13 protein-coding genes are annotated in these 17,379 nt (G+C 59.0%); 4 read left to right on the top strand and 9 right to left on the bottom strand.

Going from position 1 to position 17,379, the window contains the following annotated elements; all coding sequences use genetic code 11:
• Positions 1-2: 2 nt before the first annotated feature.
• The 6 genes from Q1A51_RS13825 to Q1A51_RS13800 form a co-directional block, all read right to left on the bottom strand.
• Positions 3-1,025, bottom strand: a complete 1,023-nt coding sequence (locus Q1A51_RS13825) for a putative sulfate exporter family transporter (RefSeq protein WP_299601102.1) — start codon at positions 1,023-1,025, stop codon at positions 3-5.
• Between the two features lie 2 nt (positions 1,026-1,027).
• On the bottom strand, positions 1,028-2,098 hold the full coding sequence (locus Q1A51_RS13820; RefSeq protein ID WP_299671382.1) for an acetate kinase: 1,071 nt from the start codon (positions 2,096-2,098) through the stop codon (positions 1,028-1,030).
• Complete coding sequence (locus tag Q1A51_RS13815; protein ID WP_299599932.1) at positions 2,095-3,024, bottom strand: phosphate acyltransferase; 930 nt, start codon at positions 3,022-3,024, stop codon at positions 2,095-2,097. Before Q1A51_RS13815 ends, Q1A51_RS13820 begins: the two co-directional genes overlap by 4 nt.
• Positions 3,025-3,090: 66 nt before the next feature.
• Entirely contained in the window at positions 3,091-4,872 is a 1,782-nt protein-coding gene (gene xsc, locus Q1A51_RS13810; protein WP_299208753.1) for a sulfoacetaldehyde acetyltransferase, read from the bottom strand.
• A 116-nt stretch (positions 4,873-4,988) separates the two neighbouring features.
• Positions 4,989-6,446 carry a PLP-dependent aminotransferase family protein gene (locus tag Q1A51_RS13805; protein ID WP_299599931.1) on the bottom strand — a complete coding sequence of 486 codons (1,458 nt, stop codon included), beginning with the start codon at positions 6,444-6,446 and terminating at the stop codon, positions 4,989-4,991.
• 236 nt (positions 6,447-6,682) lie between these two features.
• A complete protein-coding gene (locus Q1A51_RS13800; protein ID WP_299599930.1) occupies positions 6,683-7,573 on the bottom strand; it encodes a LysR family transcriptional regulator in 891 nt (296 codons plus the stop codon).
• A gap of 94 nt (positions 7,574-7,667) precedes the next feature.
• On the opposite strand from Q1A51_RS13800, the gene acdA reads away from it, so the two are divergent.
• A complete protein-coding gene (gene acdA / locus Q1A51_RS13795) occupies positions 7,668-8,885 on the top strand; it encodes a 3-sulfinopropanoyl-CoA desulfinase (RefSeq protein WP_299599929.1) in 1,218 nt (405 codons plus the stop codon).
• Positions 8,886-8,901: 16 nt separating this feature from the next.
• On the opposite strand, the gene Q1A51_RS13790 is transcribed toward acdA, so the two are convergent.
• From Q1A51_RS13790 to Q1A51_RS13780, 3 genes are all read right to left on the bottom strand, one after another.
• Positions 8,902-11,034, bottom strand: coding sequence for a TRAP transporter permease (locus Q1A51_RS13790; RefSeq protein WP_299599928.1), 2,133 nt, complete (start codon positions 11,032-11,034; stop codon positions 8,902-8,904).
• Positions 11,035-11,114: 80 nt separating this feature from the next.
• On the bottom strand, positions 11,115-12,107 hold the full coding sequence (locus tag Q1A51_RS13785) for a TAXI family TRAP transporter solute-binding subunit (RefSeq protein WP_299546679.1): 993 nt from the start codon (positions 12,105-12,107) through the stop codon (positions 11,115-11,117).
• A gap of 240 nt (positions 12,108-12,347) precedes the next feature.
• Positions 12,348-13,742 carry an aminotransferase class III-fold pyridoxal phosphate-dependent enzyme gene (locus Q1A51_RS13780; protein WP_299601099.1) on the bottom strand — a complete coding sequence of 465 codons (1,395 nt, stop codon included), beginning with the start codon at positions 13,740-13,742 and terminating at the stop codon, positions 12,348-12,350.
• Between the two features lie 395 nt (positions 13,743-14,137).
• Between Q1A51_RS13780 and Q1A51_RS13775 the strand changes: the two genes are divergently transcribed.
• The 3 genes from Q1A51_RS13775 to Q1A51_RS13765 all read left to right on the top strand — a co-directional run bounded on the left by Q1A51_RS13775 (position 14,138) and on the right by Q1A51_RS13765 (position 17,352).
• On the top strand, positions 14,138-15,145 hold the full coding sequence (locus tag Q1A51_RS13775; RefSeq protein WP_299599927.1) for an ABC transporter substrate-binding protein: 1,008 nt from the start codon (positions 14,138-14,140) through the stop codon (positions 15,143-15,145).
• Between the two features lie 93 nt (positions 15,146-15,238).
• Positions 15,239-16,045 carry an ABC transporter ATP-binding protein gene (locus tag Q1A51_RS13770; protein WP_299208729.1) on the top strand — a complete coding sequence of 269 codons (807 nt, stop codon included), beginning with the start codon at positions 15,239-15,241 and terminating at the stop codon, positions 16,043-16,045.
• Positions 16,042-17,352 (top strand): ABC transporter permease subunit, encoded by a 1,311-nt coding sequence (locus Q1A51_RS13765; RefSeq protein ID WP_299208726.1) that lies wholly within the window; start codon positions 16,042-16,044, stop codon positions 17,350-17,352. Before Q1A51_RS13770 ends, Q1A51_RS13765 begins: the two co-directional genes overlap by 4 nt.
• Positions 17,353-17,379: the final 27 nt, after the last annotated feature.

The following is a 17,379-nucleotide window of genomic DNA, read 5'->3' as shown; positions in this document are numbered from 1 at the left end:
GGTCAGGCAAAATAATAAATCCCCGCAAGTATCAGCGCTGCGATAAACACGGTTTCGGTGACAAGCAGGGCGATGGCGGCCCCTCCGACCGCCAGCACCCGCTTGAGGTTTGTTTTCATGCCGACGGCGGCGATGGCGACCAACAGCATCCAGCGCGAGGCTTGGCTCATCAGGTCGGTGACTGGGGCCGGGATCAGGTTGAACGAGTTCAATGTTGCCAACGCCAGAAACCCGATCACGAAGACCGGCAGGAGCGGCGGGCGTTTGCCATCCTCTGGCGCTTCGACAAAGGACCGGATCAGAATGGCCGCAATCAGAACGACCGGGGCCAGCATCGACACACGGATCAGCTTGACCAGCGTTGCGGTATCGCCCGCGTTTTCCGAGATGGAAAAGCCCGCGCCGACCACTTGTGCCACGTCGTGGATCGTGGCGCCCAAGAAGATGCCCCCAGCCGTGTCGTCCATGCCCAACTGCGTCACGAGGATCGGATAGGCGATCATGGCAACCGTTGACAGGACGGTCACGCCCAGCACGGTAAAGATTAGGCGTTGTTCCGACCGTTCATCCTTGGGCAGGATCGCGCTGATCGCGAGGGCGGCAGATGCGCCGCAAATGGCGACGGACCCTGCCGTGAGGAAGGCAAAGCGCCAGCCGTGGCCGAAAAAGCGTGCGATCAGCAGGCCGAAGCCGATGGTCGCCGCGACGCCGCCGATCACCAGCAGAACGAGGTTCAGTCCGAGCCCAGCCATCAGTTCGAAAGAGATGCGCACGCCCAGAAAAGCGATGCCCAGCCGCAGGATCGTGCGTGCGGCAAAGGCGATGCCCTCGACTGTTTTGCCCTCGTCCCCGAGGAAGGCGACCGCGATGCCCAGCAGCAGCGCCATCAGCATCGCCGGCGTGTCGTAATGTTCGGCTAGGAATTGCGCGGTGATGGCGACAAGGATGGCAACCAGAACGCCCGGGAATAGCACGCGGGCGCGTTCCGGGAGGTTTTGGAGGAAGTTTCCTGGGGATCCGGTTATTGTCACGGCGGTGCCCCTTGCATCAGGGCGCGTGCGTCGGTTGCGATCTGGCGTTCTTCGTCGGCTTTGACCACGTGTACCGGGACATCACCAAAAAGGCTGAGGTGCTCCATGATACGGGTGCGAATGGGTTCGGCGTTTTCACCGATGCCGCCTGTAAAGGCGACGGCGTCGAGGCCGCCCATGGCGACAATGGCTGACCCAGCGTGGCGGGCCGCCCAGTAGCAGAAGTGATCGACGGCAAGCTGCGCGGCGTCGGTGTCAGCGGCCAAGAGGAGGCGCATGTCATTGCTGCCACCCAAGCCTTTGAGCCCGCTTTCGTGGTTGAGCATATGTGCGGCTTCGTCGGCGCCATAGATCTCGGCCAGCCGCAGGACGGCCATGCCGTCGATGGCACCAGAGCGCGTGCACATCGTCAGTCCGTCCAGAGGGGAGTAGCCCATGGATGTCGCGACCGAGGTGCCGTTGTGAATGGCGCATAGCGAGGCGCCGGAGCCGAGATGGAAAGCAAGCAGCCGCTCGGGCAGCGCGTCGCCGAATTGCGTGACAATCCAGGCGTAGCTGAGGCCGTGGAACCCGTAACGGCGGATGCCCATGGAACGGGGTTCCTTGGGTAGGGCGTAGGTGGTTGCAACCTCGGGCTGGTTCGCGTGGAACGCGGTGCCGAAGCTGGCGTATTGGGGCAGAGCGGGTGCGAGGGTTTGCAGGGCGCGGATGCCGGCGAGGTTCTTTGGGTTGTGCAGGGGTGCGAGCGGTGTTGCGGCTTCAATCCCGGCGATCACGGTGTCATCGATGACGCAGGGGTCGACCAGTGATGTGCCGCCATGCACCACGCGGTGGGCTGCTGCCGTCAACTGGTCCGGTGTGATGCCTTGTCTGGTGAGGCTGTCGAGGATCGTTGTCAGTGCCGCGTCATGATCGGGTGCGGTGACGTTCTGGTCTTCGTCCCCAAGTGTCAGGTGGGCCAATGCGCCGCCAATGCCGCTGACCTGTCCTGCCATCACTTCTGTCAGGTCCGGCTGGAACAGCGCGACCTTGATGGAGGAGGAGCCTGCATTGACGACAAGGATCATGCGGCGGCCATGATGGCCCCGAGGGCCACGGAAGACAGGCGCGCCGCGGGAGGGTCCGCGCGCGAGGTCAAAAGGATTGGCACCTTGGCACCCATGACGATGCCGCCTGCGCAGCCACCGGCAAGGTAGACGAAGGATTTGAATAGCCCGTTGCCCGACACGATGTCAGGCACGATGATTGCGTCGGCTTTGCCAGCAACCGGATCGTCCGTCATCTTCTTGGTCGCCACGGATTTGGGGGACATGATCAGGTCAAAGGCCAGTGGGCCGGAGAAATCGGCATCCGCTATATTCTCGCGCGCCCAATCGCGCAGCGCGCGGCCCTCCATGGAGGACGGCACGCTTTCGATGGCGGATTCGGTGGCGGACAGGAAGGCAACCTTGGGGCGGGCATTGCCCAACTTGTGAAGCAGCTTGACCACCTCAGCCGTTGCGTCCTGACGCGTCGCGATGTCCGGGTTTACGTTGACGGCAGCATCGGAGATGGTGATCGACCCGGTGCCATCGGCTGTAGTGATGTGGAAGATGTGGACAAAGCGGCGGCCTGTGCGCAGGCCCGCATCGCGCGACACCGCGGCACGCATGAACGCGTCGGTATGGAGCTGGCCCTTCATCAACACATCAGCGCGGCCTTCGCCGCAGGCCAGTGCGGCAGCAGCACCAGAGGCTGCTTCGCCCTCGGCTTCGATCAGCTCGAAACCCGAGATGTCCCAATTCAGCTTTTCAGCCTCGGCCTCGATCATGTGACGCTCACCCGTGAAGACCGGGATCATCATGTTGGCTTCGGTTGCTTCCTTGGCTGCCAGCATCGGCAGGGGCGCACCGGCGCGGGCAATGGCCACGCGGGGGCTGGCCGCCTTTTGCGCCATTTCGATGATGTGCGCAGGTGCAATTGCTGTGGCGTCAGACAGGAAGGATTGGGGCACGAAACCACCTTTCAAAAATGAAAAAGAGGGGACGGGCGCGTGCCCATCCCCTCGGGTCTTAGCAGATTAGGCCACAGTTTGCGGAACCATATCGTCTTTGGAGATGCCAGCCACTTTTACGGGCTTCTTCATCGCGTCGCGGCGGAACGGGTCGCCCAGTTCCTGGTTGATCATGGCTTCGATCAGCGTGGTGATGCCATTTTCCATCTGATCTTTGATCGCCTGGTTCAGCGCGGCTGTCAGTTCTTCCTGGGTCCGGGCCACAACGCCCTTCAAACCACAGGCATTCGCGATACCGGCATAGGACACTTGTTCATCCAGCTCGGTGCCGACGAAGTTGTCGTCGAACCACAGGGTCGAGTTCCGCTTCTCCGCGCCCCACTGGTAGTTGCGGAAGACGATCTGCGTGATGGCAGGCCATTCGCCACGGCCGATCGCTGTCAATTCGTTCACCGCGATACCAAAGGCACCGTCACCGGCAAAGCCGACAACCGGAACGTCAGGCTGGCCGATCTTCGCCCCCACGATGGCGGGCAGGCCGTAGCCGCAAGGACCAAACAGGCCAGGCGCTAGGTATTTCCGGCCCTCTTCGAAGGAGGGATAGGCGTTGCCGATGGCGCAGTTGTTGCCGATGTCGGAGGAGATGATGGCTTCGACCGGCAGAGCGGCTTGGATCGCACGCCACGCCATGCGCGGGGCCATCCAGTCAGGTTTCGCTGCGCGGGCACGCTCGTTCCAGTTGGTGCCGGGATCGTCCTGCTCTTCTGTCATCGACGTTAGCTCTTGAGCCCATGCCGATTTTGTCTGAGCGATCTTGTCCTTGCGTGCGTCGCGGCCCGCGTCGCCTGCATCATCCGCCAGTTGCGACAGGATGCCGTTCGCCACTTTGGCCGCGTCACCCACGATGCCCACGGTGACCTTCTTGGTCAGGCCGATGCGGTCGGGGTTGATGTCGACCTGGATGATTTTCGCATCCGTGGGCCAGTAGTCTATGCCGTAGCCGGGCAGGGTCGAGAACGGGTTGAGGCGCGTGCCAAGGCACAGAACAACGTCCGCTTCCGAGATCAGCTGCATACCGGCCTTGGAGCCGTTGTAGCCCAGCGGGCCAGCGAACAGCGGGTGGTTGCCGGGGAACGCGTCGTTGTGCTGGTAGCCCACGCAGACGGGTGCTGTCAGACGCTCGGCCAGTTCTTGCGAGGCTGCGAGACCACCCTTGGACAGGACAACGCCAGCGCCGTTCAGGATGACGGGGTTCTTCGCCGCGGACAGGATGGCCGCCGCTTCGGCAACCGAGTTTTGACCGCCGGGGGACGCTTCGAATTCGATGGGGTCGGGAATTTCGATGTCCACGACTTGGGTCCAGAAGTCGCGCGGGATGTTGATCTGAGCCGGACCGGACAGACGCTTGGCCTGGCTTATCACACGGGTCAGAACTTCGGCGACACGGGTCGGATCACGGACTTCTTCCTGATAGGAAACCATGTCTTCGAACAGTTTCATCTGTTCGACTTCCTGGAAACCGCCCTGACCAATGGTTTTGTTCGCAGCCTGTGGTGTGACCAGCAGCAGCGGTGTGTGGTTCCAGTAAGCGGTTTTTACAGCCGTCACGAAGTTGGTGATGCCGGGCCCGTTCTGCGCGATCATCATCGACATCTTGCCGGTGGCGCGTGTGTAGCCGTCAGACATCATGCCGGCGGACCCTTCGTGGGCGCAGTCCCAGAATTGGATGCCCGCATCGGGGAAGATGTCGGAAATGGGCATCATGGCCGAGCCGATAATGCCAAAGGCGTGCTCAATCCCGTGGCGCTGCAGGCACTTCACGAATGCTTCTTCGGTGGTCATCTTCATGGGGCAGTCTCCAATAGAGGCGGGGGCGTCGAATCGCCCCGGAAATGTTGCAACAGACGTTACTGTTGTGGTGGACGCTGGGTTAGGGCCAGTTGTGATCTCCGAATAAGTCCAGGCTAGTGTGGCAGTGCTTGTGCGATCAGTCCAATTCCATCCTTGATCCGATCGACGTGAATTGAGGAGTATCCAAGGCGGTAGAAGCCCTTGGGTTGATCATCCCCGGAAAAGAAAGCGTGCCCCGGTTCAATCAGTACGCCTGTCTCTTGCAGGCGTTGCGTCAGCTCGCGTGTATCCACTCCATTTGGTGCGCGCATCCAGTAGGAAGAACCGCCAAAAGCGCCCTGGCCTGCGATCTCCAGTCCGTGGGTTTCGATGGCGGCTTGCATTGCATCCCGGCGGACGTGCAACGCTGCTCCCATCTTGCGGATTTGTGCATCGTAGTGGCCCATTGAAAGGAAGTAGGCCGCAGTGCGTTGAATGTGACCCGGCGGGTGGCGCAGGACGGATGTGCGCAGTGCGCGGGCTTCGCGTACAAAGGGCTCCGAGCCAACAAGATAGCCCAGACGCAGCCCTGGGAACAGCGACTTGGAGAAGCTGCCCACATAGATCACGCGCCCGTCTGTATCCATGGACTTGAGCGCTGGTGAGGGCGGGTTGAGAAACGACATCTCAAACTCGTAATCATCTTCGACAATCAGGGCGTCCAACTCGCGTGCGCGGTCCAGCAGGGCCTGCCTGCGCGCCACGGGCATCGTCGAGGTGGTCGGGCATTGGTGGCTGGGTGTAGAAAAGATAACGTCCGTATCCGGGGGAATGCCGTCTGGCGGCAGTCCGTCCCGATCCACGCGCACTGGTGCAAGGTGGCAGCGGGATTGGTTCAGAATCTCGCGCAGAGCCGGATAGCAGGGGTCTTCGAATGCGGCGGTTCGGCGTTGGGTTAGTAGGATTTGCGCGGCCAGCCATAGCGCATTCTGTGCGCCAAGTGTGATAAGGATTTCGTCGGCGTTGGCTGAGATGCCGCGGCGGGGCAGGGTGTTGCGCTGGATAAACTCGATAAGCTGTGGATCGTCCTGATCAAAGTAGTCGGATGTCAGGGCCGCAAAGTCTCTTTGCCCCAGTGCCTGCAACGCACATTGGCGCCAGTTTGCGTGGTCAAAAAGTTGCGGGTCTGTTTGCCCATAGATGAAGGGGTATTTGAACCGCGCCCAATCCTGCGGTTTGCTGAGCGTGTGCCCGCCTGAAAAGCGCTGTCCAATGGCGCGTGTCCAGTCCACTGCATCGCCTGACGCCGGTTGTGGCTGGTAGCTTGGCGGGACGGGTGCATTTGCTGACACGTAGTAGCCCGAACGTCCGCGTGCGGTCAGGTAGTCCGAGGCGACGAGTTCAGTATACGCAAGCGTCACCGTGATCCGACTGATGCCCAGATGGGTGGCCAGTTTGCGGGTAGAGGGCAGTTTTTCACCCGATCCGAAGCGCCCAGACAGTATGCCATGTGCGATCATCTGCTGCACCTGGCTTTGCAGCGTGCCCTGATGTCCGGGCTGTAAGAAGAATGTTTCGACTGGGAGTGCCATGCCTGTAGGGTATTCTGGACCTAATCAGAAATCAATCTGGCATTAAAGTGCAGCGAAAAGAAAAGCGTCCGCACTAGTGCTTACATGCAGCAATTGCAATTAATGAGATAATTTGTATCATTATCGCCGCGGAAATGCAAGATGCTTAGCGCGATCACTAGTATGCCTTGCGCAGGTTATGATTCTCACGAAGGGCAAGGTCTTGGAACAACCAGCTCAGGCGTCAACTTTCGGCTTCAACGGCTGGTATGGGCGTTATACACGTGCGTGCTGTCCAACAACGATGCCAAGGTATCTGTTCGTGAGGACAGCGCGCCTTGTCGCAAGGTTGCCAATACAAGAACCCGGCGAAGCGGCTTCGGTAAAGGTATCTTTTGCACTGACCCGGTTCGATAGCGGTCCACATCCGGTTCGGGAAGCAACGTGAAGCCAAGCCCGTTCGTGACGCACTCCATAATGGCTTCGAGATTGTCCAGAACAACCGTATTGGCGGCTGTTTGGCGATCATGTCGCGCCATTTCGTTGGCGATGAGTTTTCCAATGCCGGTGTCTGGCATGAAATGGAAGAACGGGTGTTTGGCAAGAAGACCGCGCATGCCGTCAGCCATCAACGTGGAATGGGCTGCAAAAACGAAAGGCTCCTCGCGGATAACGGTTGCTGACAGTTCGTTCGGTAGGCCATCAGCATCGGTCAGCACGGCCGCATCGATCTGGCCAGCAAGAACCCTGTTCTGCAGGGTTCTTGAGAGGCCAGTCTCGAATTCGAATGTCGCACGTGGCGCATTCTTTTGTGCGTTGTCCAAGAAGCCGGGCAGCAGCCGCACCGCCGCTGTTGTGATGAAGCCGAGCCTGAACCGCCCAACCAATGAATCGCTTGGGCGGCAGAGTTCAATAAGGCTGTCCTCTGTTTGTAACAGCGCGGCTGCCTCATGAACGACGGACCGTCCAATGGGTGTCAGACGCGGTGGGCGCACGGACCTGTCAAAAAGCTCCACCGCCAATTCGCTCTCCAATGCTTTCATCTGCATGGAGAGCGCTGGGAGCGTCATGTTTAACTGATCTGCTGCCTTGGCGAATGATCCAACCGTTGAAATCTTGACCAGGCTTCTGAGCGCGCGTGTCTGCATAAGTTCAGAGTCTCTGAATATGTTATTAAATCTTATTCGATTGCTCTGAACTTTTGCAAGCGTACCCTTGGCGCAAAAGCCGAGGGACCCTTCCATGACACATCCGCTTGTTGACGTTGCAAAGGAATTGGCGCCCGGTTTTGAAAGGCGTGCGGCCCATTGGGACACGACCCGCAGCTATTGCTGGCAGAATGTGAAAGAGCTTGCGGATGCGGGGATCATGGGCATGTCCATCCCGCAAGAGTTTGGTGGGCGGGGCGCGAATTTCCTTGATGTGTCCATGGTTGTCGAAGAGATCGCCAAGGTCTGCACCCTGACAGCGCGTGTCGTCGTCGAAGCCAACATGGGCGGGATCAGCGCCGTCATGGCACACGGGACGAATGCGCAGAAAGCCTTCTGTGCGCCGTATGTGCTCGCTGGAGATAAACCTGCAATTTGTATCACGGAACCGGATGCGGGGAGTGCAGCCACGGAAATGCGCACAACCGCGCGCAAGAGCGGCGCCTCATATATCTTGAACGGTACGAAGCATTGGATCACCGGGGGTGGCGTGTCAAAGCTTCATCTGGTCTTTGCCCGGGTGTTGGACGAGGCAGGGACCGACCTTGGTATCGGTGGGTTCATTGTTTTTGCCGATCACGTGGCTGGAGACGTGCCCGACGGTTTTCACGTTATGGGGCGCGAGCGCACAATGGGTTTGTGCGGGATGCCAGAGGCCGAACTGTGTTTCGAGGATGTGGAGGTGGATGAGAAATGGCTTCTTGTCCCGCCGTCAGGTTTGCGACGTGGGTTTGCCGATCTGATGAACGCGTACAACTCGCAACGCGTCGGTGCTGGCACGATTGCAATGGGCGTCGCGGCAGGAGCGCTGGGCCATGCGCAGCGGTACCTGCTCGAGCGGGAGCAGTTTGGCCGCCCGCTGGCTGAATTCCAGGGACTGCAATGGATGCTTGCGGACATGGACACTCAGGTGCACGCAGCGCGTTTGATGTTGCATGATGCTGCCCGGTCACGCGGTCCTGACGGCAGTCTCTTTCCAGATATGACAGCGGCGGCGCGGGCCAAGCTCTTTGCGTCTGAGATGGCAATCAAAGTCGTCAGTGACGCGCTTCAGATGTTTGGCGCGCGCGGCTACAGCGAGCGCGAACCGTTGGAACGGATGTATCGTGACGTGCGGATGTTCACCATTGGTGGGGGAACGGCACAGATCCTGCGTACACAAATCGCGGGGAACGTCCTTGGTATCAAAACCCCTCAGACACGCGGTGGATATGTGCAGTCCCCGAGCGTTACACGATTTGTTGCGGAGTAAGAGCCGCCCCGCAACCTCAGGCCGTTTTTCGGCTGATCTGCAATCCGCGGAACAGTAGTGTGCCACCGATGGCGATCCCGATCAGGTCGGTTTGCCAGGACCCTGAGATCATGCACAGCGCACCGGCAAGGAGGATCAGGCGGATCACTGGTCCGGCCGGTCCGATAAACCAGCCCTGTACGGAGCCTGCCAACATGTAGACCCCAACCAGCGCCGTCACCATGTTGCGGAGGATGATGTACCACGGTGCCTCCATCAGTAGGCCGGGGCTGTAAAAGAACATGAACGGCACAATGAAAGCGGCAAGGCCGACCTTGAAGCTGGTGACCGAGGTGCGCATCGGTTCTGACCCGGCAATGGCCGCACCTGCATAGGCTGCCAGGGCAACGGGCGGTGTGATGGCAGAGACCACTGCGAAATAGAACACGAAGAAATGTGCAACCAAAGGCTCGATCCCGATCTCGATCAGGCCCGGGGCCACGACAGAGGCGGCAACCGCGTAGGCCGCAGTTGTCGGCATGCCCATACCCAAAATGATGGCGATCATCATGGCAAAGATGAGCGCAAGAAGCGTGCTTTGCTGAGCCAGATCGAACAGCAGGTTGGAAAAGCGCGCGCCGACCCCTGTGAGCGAAATGACCCCAACGATCAGACCAGCACAGGCGCAAACGGTTATGATCTGGATGCACATGCGCCCGCCAAGGCCAAGTGCCTCATAAATCTGACGTGGGCCCATGCGGTATGGCGTCAGCCAACTGACGACTGCCGCACTGGCAATGGCAAGTGTCCCTGCCCGGATCACGGAGTAACCTGCAAAAAGCGCCCCGATCAGGATGACGATGGGCAGGAACAGATACACTTGGCGCACTAGGTCCTTCAGCTTGGGCAGCTCGTCTGCCCGCATGCCGCGCATGCCTGTCCGGCTCGCTTCGAAATCCACCATCAGGTAGATTGAGGCGAAGTAGAGGATGGCGGGGATCAGGGCTGCGACGACCAGTTCAGTGTACGGAATGCCGGTGATCTCGGCCATTATGAAGGCGCCGGCACCCATGATCGGCGGCATGATCTGTCCGCCGGTAGAAGCGGCCGCTTCGATCGCGCCAGCTGATTGAGGGCGGTAGCCCACCTTCTTCATCAGCGGAATGGTCAAAGACCCGGTGGAGACCACGTTGCCCGCTGATGTTCCGTTGATCATGCCCATCAGCCCGGAGGCGAGGACCGACACTTTGGCTGGACCGCCGCGCGCGCGTCCTGCCACGGCGAAAGAGAAGTTCACGAAATAGTCGCCCACCTTGGAGCTCTGCAGGAAAGCGGCGAAGACGATGAAGAGGATGATGTAGGTGGAGGACACCGCCGTTGTTGGACCCAACACACCGTTGTCCGTAAACACATAGGTGAAGAAGCGTTTGGGGTCATAGCCGCGATGTTCAAGAAACCCGGGCATCCACGGCCCCATGAAGGCGTAGATCACAAACACAAGGGCGATGACGACAAGCGCCATGCCCGCCACCCGTCGCGTCATCTCGGCGATCAGCACGACGACAATAAAGGCTGCCCAGCCATTGTTCGGATCGGCAAACGGGGTGCCTGCGCGCAGGCGCAGTGACAGAGTATCGAGGCTGAACAGGACAAACCCGAAGCTTGCGACCGTGGCGACGATCAGTGCGATATCGGAGATGGTGAGTTGATTTTGGCGCGCGGGATACACCCAGCCGGTGGCCACAGCCAACAGCGTTCCACCCGCCAACGTCCAGCCAAAGATGGCCATGGTCCATTCAGGTGGAGCGGATTGTCCGGGCTCAAAGAACCACATGGCCGCCAGAACAGAACCAAGCGCAAGGGACGTGGCGACGAGCGAGACCGCGCCCAAAGCGCGAGGAAGCCGACTGGGTGTGCCACCTTCTTGTGCCGGACGAACGGAAAGTGCGGAACTCAATACAAAACCGAGGATCAGTGCCCCTGCCACATGCATGATCCGAAATGTCCATGTTTCGAGCGGGGCGATGTTCAGCACGTAGAGGTGCCAGGCACTGTACAGCGCGCACAGCAAAAAACCGACTTTCGCCAGCCACGTTGTGTTTTGCAGGTCTGGCGAATTGTCGACCTCTGAAGGCAACTTGATGTCAGAAGCGGCTTGCGTGTCGGTCATTTTCGTATCCCTCGGCACATGCAAAAACGCACCCTGCCATCAGACAGGGTGCGCCTGCGGTGTCAATCGGCGTCCAGGCCTTAGCCCTTCAGCTCATCCGGGATATCGAACCCGTTTTCCTCGAACCAGCGCACGGCACCGGGGTGCCAGGGAATGAAGGTATTCTTGTCGAAGTTTTCGGGCAGTGTTTCGACTGCGGCTTTGTGGATCTCGACCATTTTCGCGTTGTTTGTCATCACTGTCTTGACGATTTCGTAGACCATGCTTTCCGGCAGATCTGCATGTCCAACCGCAAAGTTCCACATGGAAACACTCAGCTGTTCTTCGGGTTGCGATGGATAGGTGTTGGCCGGAATCGTGAAGTCAGCAACGGGTTGCGATGCAATGACGGCTGCCTGTTCCTCTTCGGTGAAGCCGAAGAAAGTCACGTCGGTTTGTGCGTCCAACTGGCTGAAGGCGGGGAAGGGCAGACCACCTGCCCATGTTTTAACGTCGATCAAACCGTCCTGAAGTTGACCGGCGAGGTCAGAGGCCCCGCCATTGCGGAACTCGACGTCTTTGCCCATATCCGTGAGGATACGCGGCCAATAGGTTCCGGGTGTCCCTCCGGCCGGGCCAACGCCGACAACGGCCCCATCCGGGATATCTGCAAAGCTGGTAATGCCTGAGCTCGTAAGCGTCATGGCATGGAACCCTGTCTTGTACATGGGAAAGAGCGCACGCAGCTGGTCGTGTTTCAAGCCGGGGGCCAGTGCGCTGTTGCCGTTGATGGCGTCAAACGCAGGACCCATGGTGACCATACCCATGTCGAGGTCACCGGTTTGCACCAGAGCGGCGTTCTGGACAGGTCCGCCGGTCACCTCTGTGCCTCCGGGGATACCCAGCGCTTCGGACACCATATTGGCCCATCCGGCACCGTACACGAAGTATGTGCCACCCTGGCTGGCTGTGCCGACGGAAAAGCTGTCGGGCCAGTCGCTCTTGTCTTGGGCGGAAGCAACAGTACCGACCAGGCCGATCACACTGGCGAACGCAAGGGCTTTGACGCCCTTCAGTTTGAGCAAAGCAGTCATTAATTCCTCCAGTTAATGTGGCGCCATGCGCTGGCGCTTATTTTTTTGTTATCGATTGAAGGTATATCTGTGGTTGTTCAAAACAAGAGGAACAGGGGATGTCTGGCCGCCTTCACGTGGTATTGACCGGTGTTGTTCACTCACTGTTGCGCTTGTTACAATGTTCGCGGGACGCGCATCGCCATCCAACAAAAAAAGGCGGGGTCTCCCCCGCCTTTCTACTAAGCTTTTTGAGTTTGATCAGCCAAACACACGTGTGAGTGCACCATCCACCGCACCGACGATCTGGTCGATATCGTCTTTGGTCGCGATCAGTGCGGGTGAGAAACACAGTGTGTTGTTCTTGCCGGGCAGGGAGCGGTTGGTCGCTCCGATCACGACGGCTTGCTTCATGCAGTCGCCGACAACCGCCTGTACCATTTTCTCATCCGCTGGGTCGCGGCTGTTGCGGTCTTTGACCAGTTCGGCCCCAAGGAACAGACCCTTGCCACGCACGTCGCCAATGACGGCGTGCTTGTCTTTCAGCTCGGCCAGCTTGTCGAGCATGTAGTCGCCCATGGCGGTGGTGTTTTCGAGCAGGTTCTCATCCTCGATGATCCGCATGTTTTCGAGCGCCGCCGCTGGGCCTGCCGTGCAGCCGCCGAAGGTGGAGATATCGCGGAAGTAGTTCATCGGATCGCTGGTGTCGTCCTTGAACATGTCGAAGACTTCGTTGGTCGTCGCAAGGCACGAGATGGCGGCGTAGCCCGAGGCGACGCCTTTGGCCATCGTCACCATGTCCGGTTTGATGCCGTAGTGCTGGTAACCGAACCATGTGCCGGTGCGGCCCACACCACAGACAACCTCGTCGATGTGCAGTAGGATGTCATATTTCTTGCAGATCTCCTGCACCCGCTCCCAATAGCCTTCGGGGGGCACGATCACACCACCGCCTGCGGTGACGGGTTCGAGGCAAAGCGCACCCACGGTGTCGGGGCCTTCGCGCAGGATGATCTCTTCGATCTGGTTTGCCGCCCATTCGCCGTAGTTTGCGTCAGGCGCGCCGTCCTGTTCGTGCTTGCGATATTCAAGGCAGTGGGGCACGCGGATGAAGCCGGGGGTGTAGGGGCCGTATTGTGCGTTGCGTTCGTCCTGTCCACCGGCGGACAGGCACGCGATGGTCGTACCGTGGTAGTCGCGGTCGCGGTAGAGAATCTTGTGCTTCTTGCCGCCATAGCGCTTGTGGGCGATCTGCCGGACCATCTTGAAGGCTTTCTCATTCGCTTCGGACCCGGAGTTGGCGTAGTAGACGCGGTCGAGCCCGGGCATCTTGGTCAGCAGCTTCTCGGCAAAGAGCGCACCAGGGATCGAGCCTACGGTGCCGCCGAAGAAGTTCATTTTGACGATGGCGTCGCGCACGGCGTCGCCCATCGACTCGCGGCCATAGCCCACGTTTACCGTCCAGACACCACCGGACACCGCATCAATGTGCTCGATACCCTTTTGATCCCAGACACGCAGGCCCTTACCCTCAATGATGATCTTGGGATCAGCACCGGTAAAAAAGGGTTGGTGCTGTACCAAATGGTGCCAAACATTTGCGCGGTCGGCTTCGATCACGCGGCTCATATCGTTTTCGTTGAACGTACCGTCCATGGGGTCAACCTTTCGAGAGAGAGTGCGGCCCATGAAACAAAGGGCCAATCAAGCTTGCTGACGCGTACAATCGCTGAGAATCTGGTCGTAACAGTAGGGCCAGTTTGTGCCGACAAGTAAAGCCAGTTGATGTGGCTTTGGGTGTATCTTTGTAAGGGTGCCGTTCGAAATCCCCTTGTTTTCATGGGGCTGCCCGGAATTTGGGAATCCGAAAGACTTGGTTCACCTGCACAGAATTATGACAGAAGTCCCGATTTTACGTTGATCCGGGCGAGATTATCGGCTCGGATCACGCCAGCGCCGCGGCAGGCCGCGTGCGACCAGAGGCGGAACACCGCCCGACATGATCCAAAAAACGGACCTGACAGGTTCGTGGAAAACACGGGAGTACTAAGATGACATTCAAGACAAAGCTGATGGGTGCTGTGGCAGCCACCGCGATGCTGACCGGCGCACAGGGCGCCGTGGCAGCGGGCCATGGTGGTGAAATCACGGTTGCCTACTTCCTGGAATGGCCGATGCCTTTCCAGTTCGCCAAAGAAACCGGCATGTATGAAGAAGCCATGGGTGGCACCAAGATCAACTGGGTGAGCTTCGACACAGGTACCGCGATGTCGGCGGCCATGGCGTCGGGTGACGTTCAGCTGTCCGTAAGCCAAGGCATCCCGCCCTTCGTGGTCGCGGCCTCTGCCGGTCAGGACCTGCAGGTGCTGGACGTGGCTGTGTCCTACGCGGACAACGACAACTGCGTCGTGCGCGCCGACCTCGAAATTGACAAGGACAGTACTGCCGAGCTCGCTGGTAAGAAAGTAGCTGTTCCGCTGGGCACCGCGGCCCACTACGGCTTCCTTAAGCAGATGGAGCACTTCAACGTCTCCCTCGATAGCCTTGAGGTTGTCGACATGGCACCGCAGGAGGGCGAAGCAGCGCTGAGCCAGGGTGCGGTCGACATGGCCTGTGGCTGGGGTGGTGCGCTGCGCCGCATGCTGAACTCGGGCAACGTACTGCTGACCGGCGCGGAAAAAACCGAGCTGGGCATTCTGGTGTTCGACGCGACAACCGGTCCGACATCCTTTGTTGCTCAGGAAGCTGAGCTTGTGTCGCAGTTCCTGTCGGTGACGGCAGCGGCCAATGCGATGTGGGCTGATGAAGCGAACCACGCCAAGATGCTGCCTGTGATCGCGAAAGACGCTGGTATGTCCGAAGATGACGCGGCGGCCACGTTGTCGACTTTTGTCTTCCCAACTGTTGATGACCAGCTGAGCAGTGCATGGCTGGGTGGCAACGCGGCGACCTTTATGAAGGGTGTCGCGGACGTCTTTGTTGCATCTGGTTCGATCGACGCGGCGAAAGCTTCCTACACAGACAACGTGAACGCAGAGCCTCTTTCGGCTGCTGAGTAATCACGTTTTGTTTCGGGGTGGGCACTGGATATAGTGCCCACCCTTTTTCGCTCTGACCTCAGAGCGACCCACCCTGGCAAGAGGGGGCACCAATTGTCTGGACTTCTCATAAATGATATTTCGATGCGCTTTGATCTGCCGAATGGCGGGCATGTGCAGGCGTTGAAGAACGTGACGCTGGACATCAAATCCGGTGAACTGATGAGCGTGCTTGGCCCTTCGGGCTGTGGTAAAACCACGCTTCTGAACATTGTTGCGGGCTTTCTCGCCCCCACCGAAGGCAACATTCAGCTGAACGAAGAAGTGGTGCACGGCCCCGGTCCGGAACGCGGCATGGTGTTCCAGCAAGGCGCGCTGTTTGAATGGATGAGCGTGCGGGACAACGTGAGTTTTGGCCCTGACATGAAGGGCATGAGCCGCGCCGAAAGCAAGGAGAAGGTGGAACACCTTCTGGACGTGGTTGGCCTGCAGGACTTCAAGGAAAAGGCGGTTTACGAACTGTCCGGCGGGATGCAGCAACGTGTGGCCTTGGCCCGTTGTCTGGCAAATGACCCCGATGTCATCCTTATGGACGAACCCTTGGGCGCGTTGGACGCGCTGACCCGAGAAAAGATGCAGAGCCTTGTGCTGGACCTGTGGAAGGATACGGGCAAGACGATCATTCTGATTACGCACTCCGTCGAAGAGGCGTTGCTGTTGGGCGAACGCCTGCTGGTGATGGCCCCGCGTCCTGGTCGTGTGCACAAAGAATACCGCCTGCCATTTGCGGATATGGGCGTCGGCAACGATCTACGTGAAGTCAAGAAGCACAAAGACTATGGGCCGACGCGGGAAGAAATTCTCGAGATGATCTGGAACATGGAAGAAGAGATTATGGGCCGTACGGAGGAAAGCGCATGACTGGGTTACTTGTTCTTGCGCTGTATGTTGGCGCATTTTTTGGATCGTTCTTCCTCGCAAAGGCCGTGTTCAAAAGCGCCTTTGAAAAGAAGGGCTTTAACAAGCTGAAGACCGTTACCTTTGGTGACGAAAGCGCGATTACGGCAAACCGAGTGGCCTCAGTCATCTCGGTCATCACGGTGTTTTGGTTGTGGGTGGCGTTCACCAACTCTGTTATTCCGTTGCCCAAATTTCCAGGGCCGTTCTCGGGTGACATGAGCTTTACCTACACAGCACAGCTGGAAGATGGCACCACCGACGACGCGACTGTCACGATGCGGGTTTATCGTGAGGACATTCAACAAACCCTTGATGATGAGGGTAACCCGGGACGCGAACCCGAAGCGCCCGAAGTCGAGCCGGGTGACGGGTTTGCCAAGAATGACAGCCTGACCGTCGCGCGCTATTCGTTCAAGGTGGTCAACGTTTGGGCCAATGACGAGGTGTCGAAGAGAGACGGTTCGTCTATCGTTGCCATCAATGGGGAGCCTATCGCGCCGGGCGAGTCGATCAAGGTGGGCGAAGGCACAATTGGTCTGACGGACAAGGGTACGCCCACGTTCGAGCCTGCTGTGGGTCTGCGCATGGCACGTCTGTACCTGCCTGCACCCGAAGTCGTGTTCCAGCGCTTCATCTGGCTGAACAAGGAAGGCTATCAAGGCTACACCCTGCTTGAGCACACCTGGTTTTCGTTGAAGCGTGTTGTTCTAGGGTTTCTCATCGGTGCAATTGTCGGTGTCCCGATCGGTTATGCGATGGGTCTGACGGGCTGGGCGCGGGGTTGGTTTGATCCGATTGTCGAGTTCATGCGCCCCATTCCGCCCCTTGCCTTGATCCCGCTGATCATCATCTGGTTCGGGATTGGTGAGGTCGGTAAGGTTGTCTTGCTGTTCCTAGCGGCATTGTGGATCATGATTATCGCAGCGCGGTCCGGTGTTTCCGGTGTGGCCATTTCAAAGGTCCATGCGGCCTATTCATTGGGCGCGTCGAAATGGCAGATTCTGTCCAAGGTCATTGTTCCCAACTCGCTGCCCGATATCTTCACCGGTGCGCGGGTGGCGATGGGGGTGTGTTGGGGCACTGTTGTTGCGGCAGAGCTTGTTGCCGCCAATGTTGGCCTCGGCAAGATGATCGTGACGGCGTCCAAGTTTCAGCTGACCGACATCATCATCGTCGGCATCATCATCATCGGTGTGATCGGTTTTGCCATCGAAGTTGGTATGCGTGCCTTGGAAAACTGGCTGATCCCGTGGAAGGGCAAGGTCTGATCCGGGCCAGACCGGTAGAGTTTGAAG

The organism is uncultured Tateyamaria sp. (assembly GCF_947496075.1).
Classification (GTDB): domain Bacteria; phylum Pseudomonadota; class Alphaproteobacteria; order Rhodobacterales; family Rhodobacteraceae; genus Tateyamaria.
The sequence above is the reverse complement of the archived record's forward strand: the minus strand, read 5'-3'. Positions and strand labels throughout refer to the sequence as shown.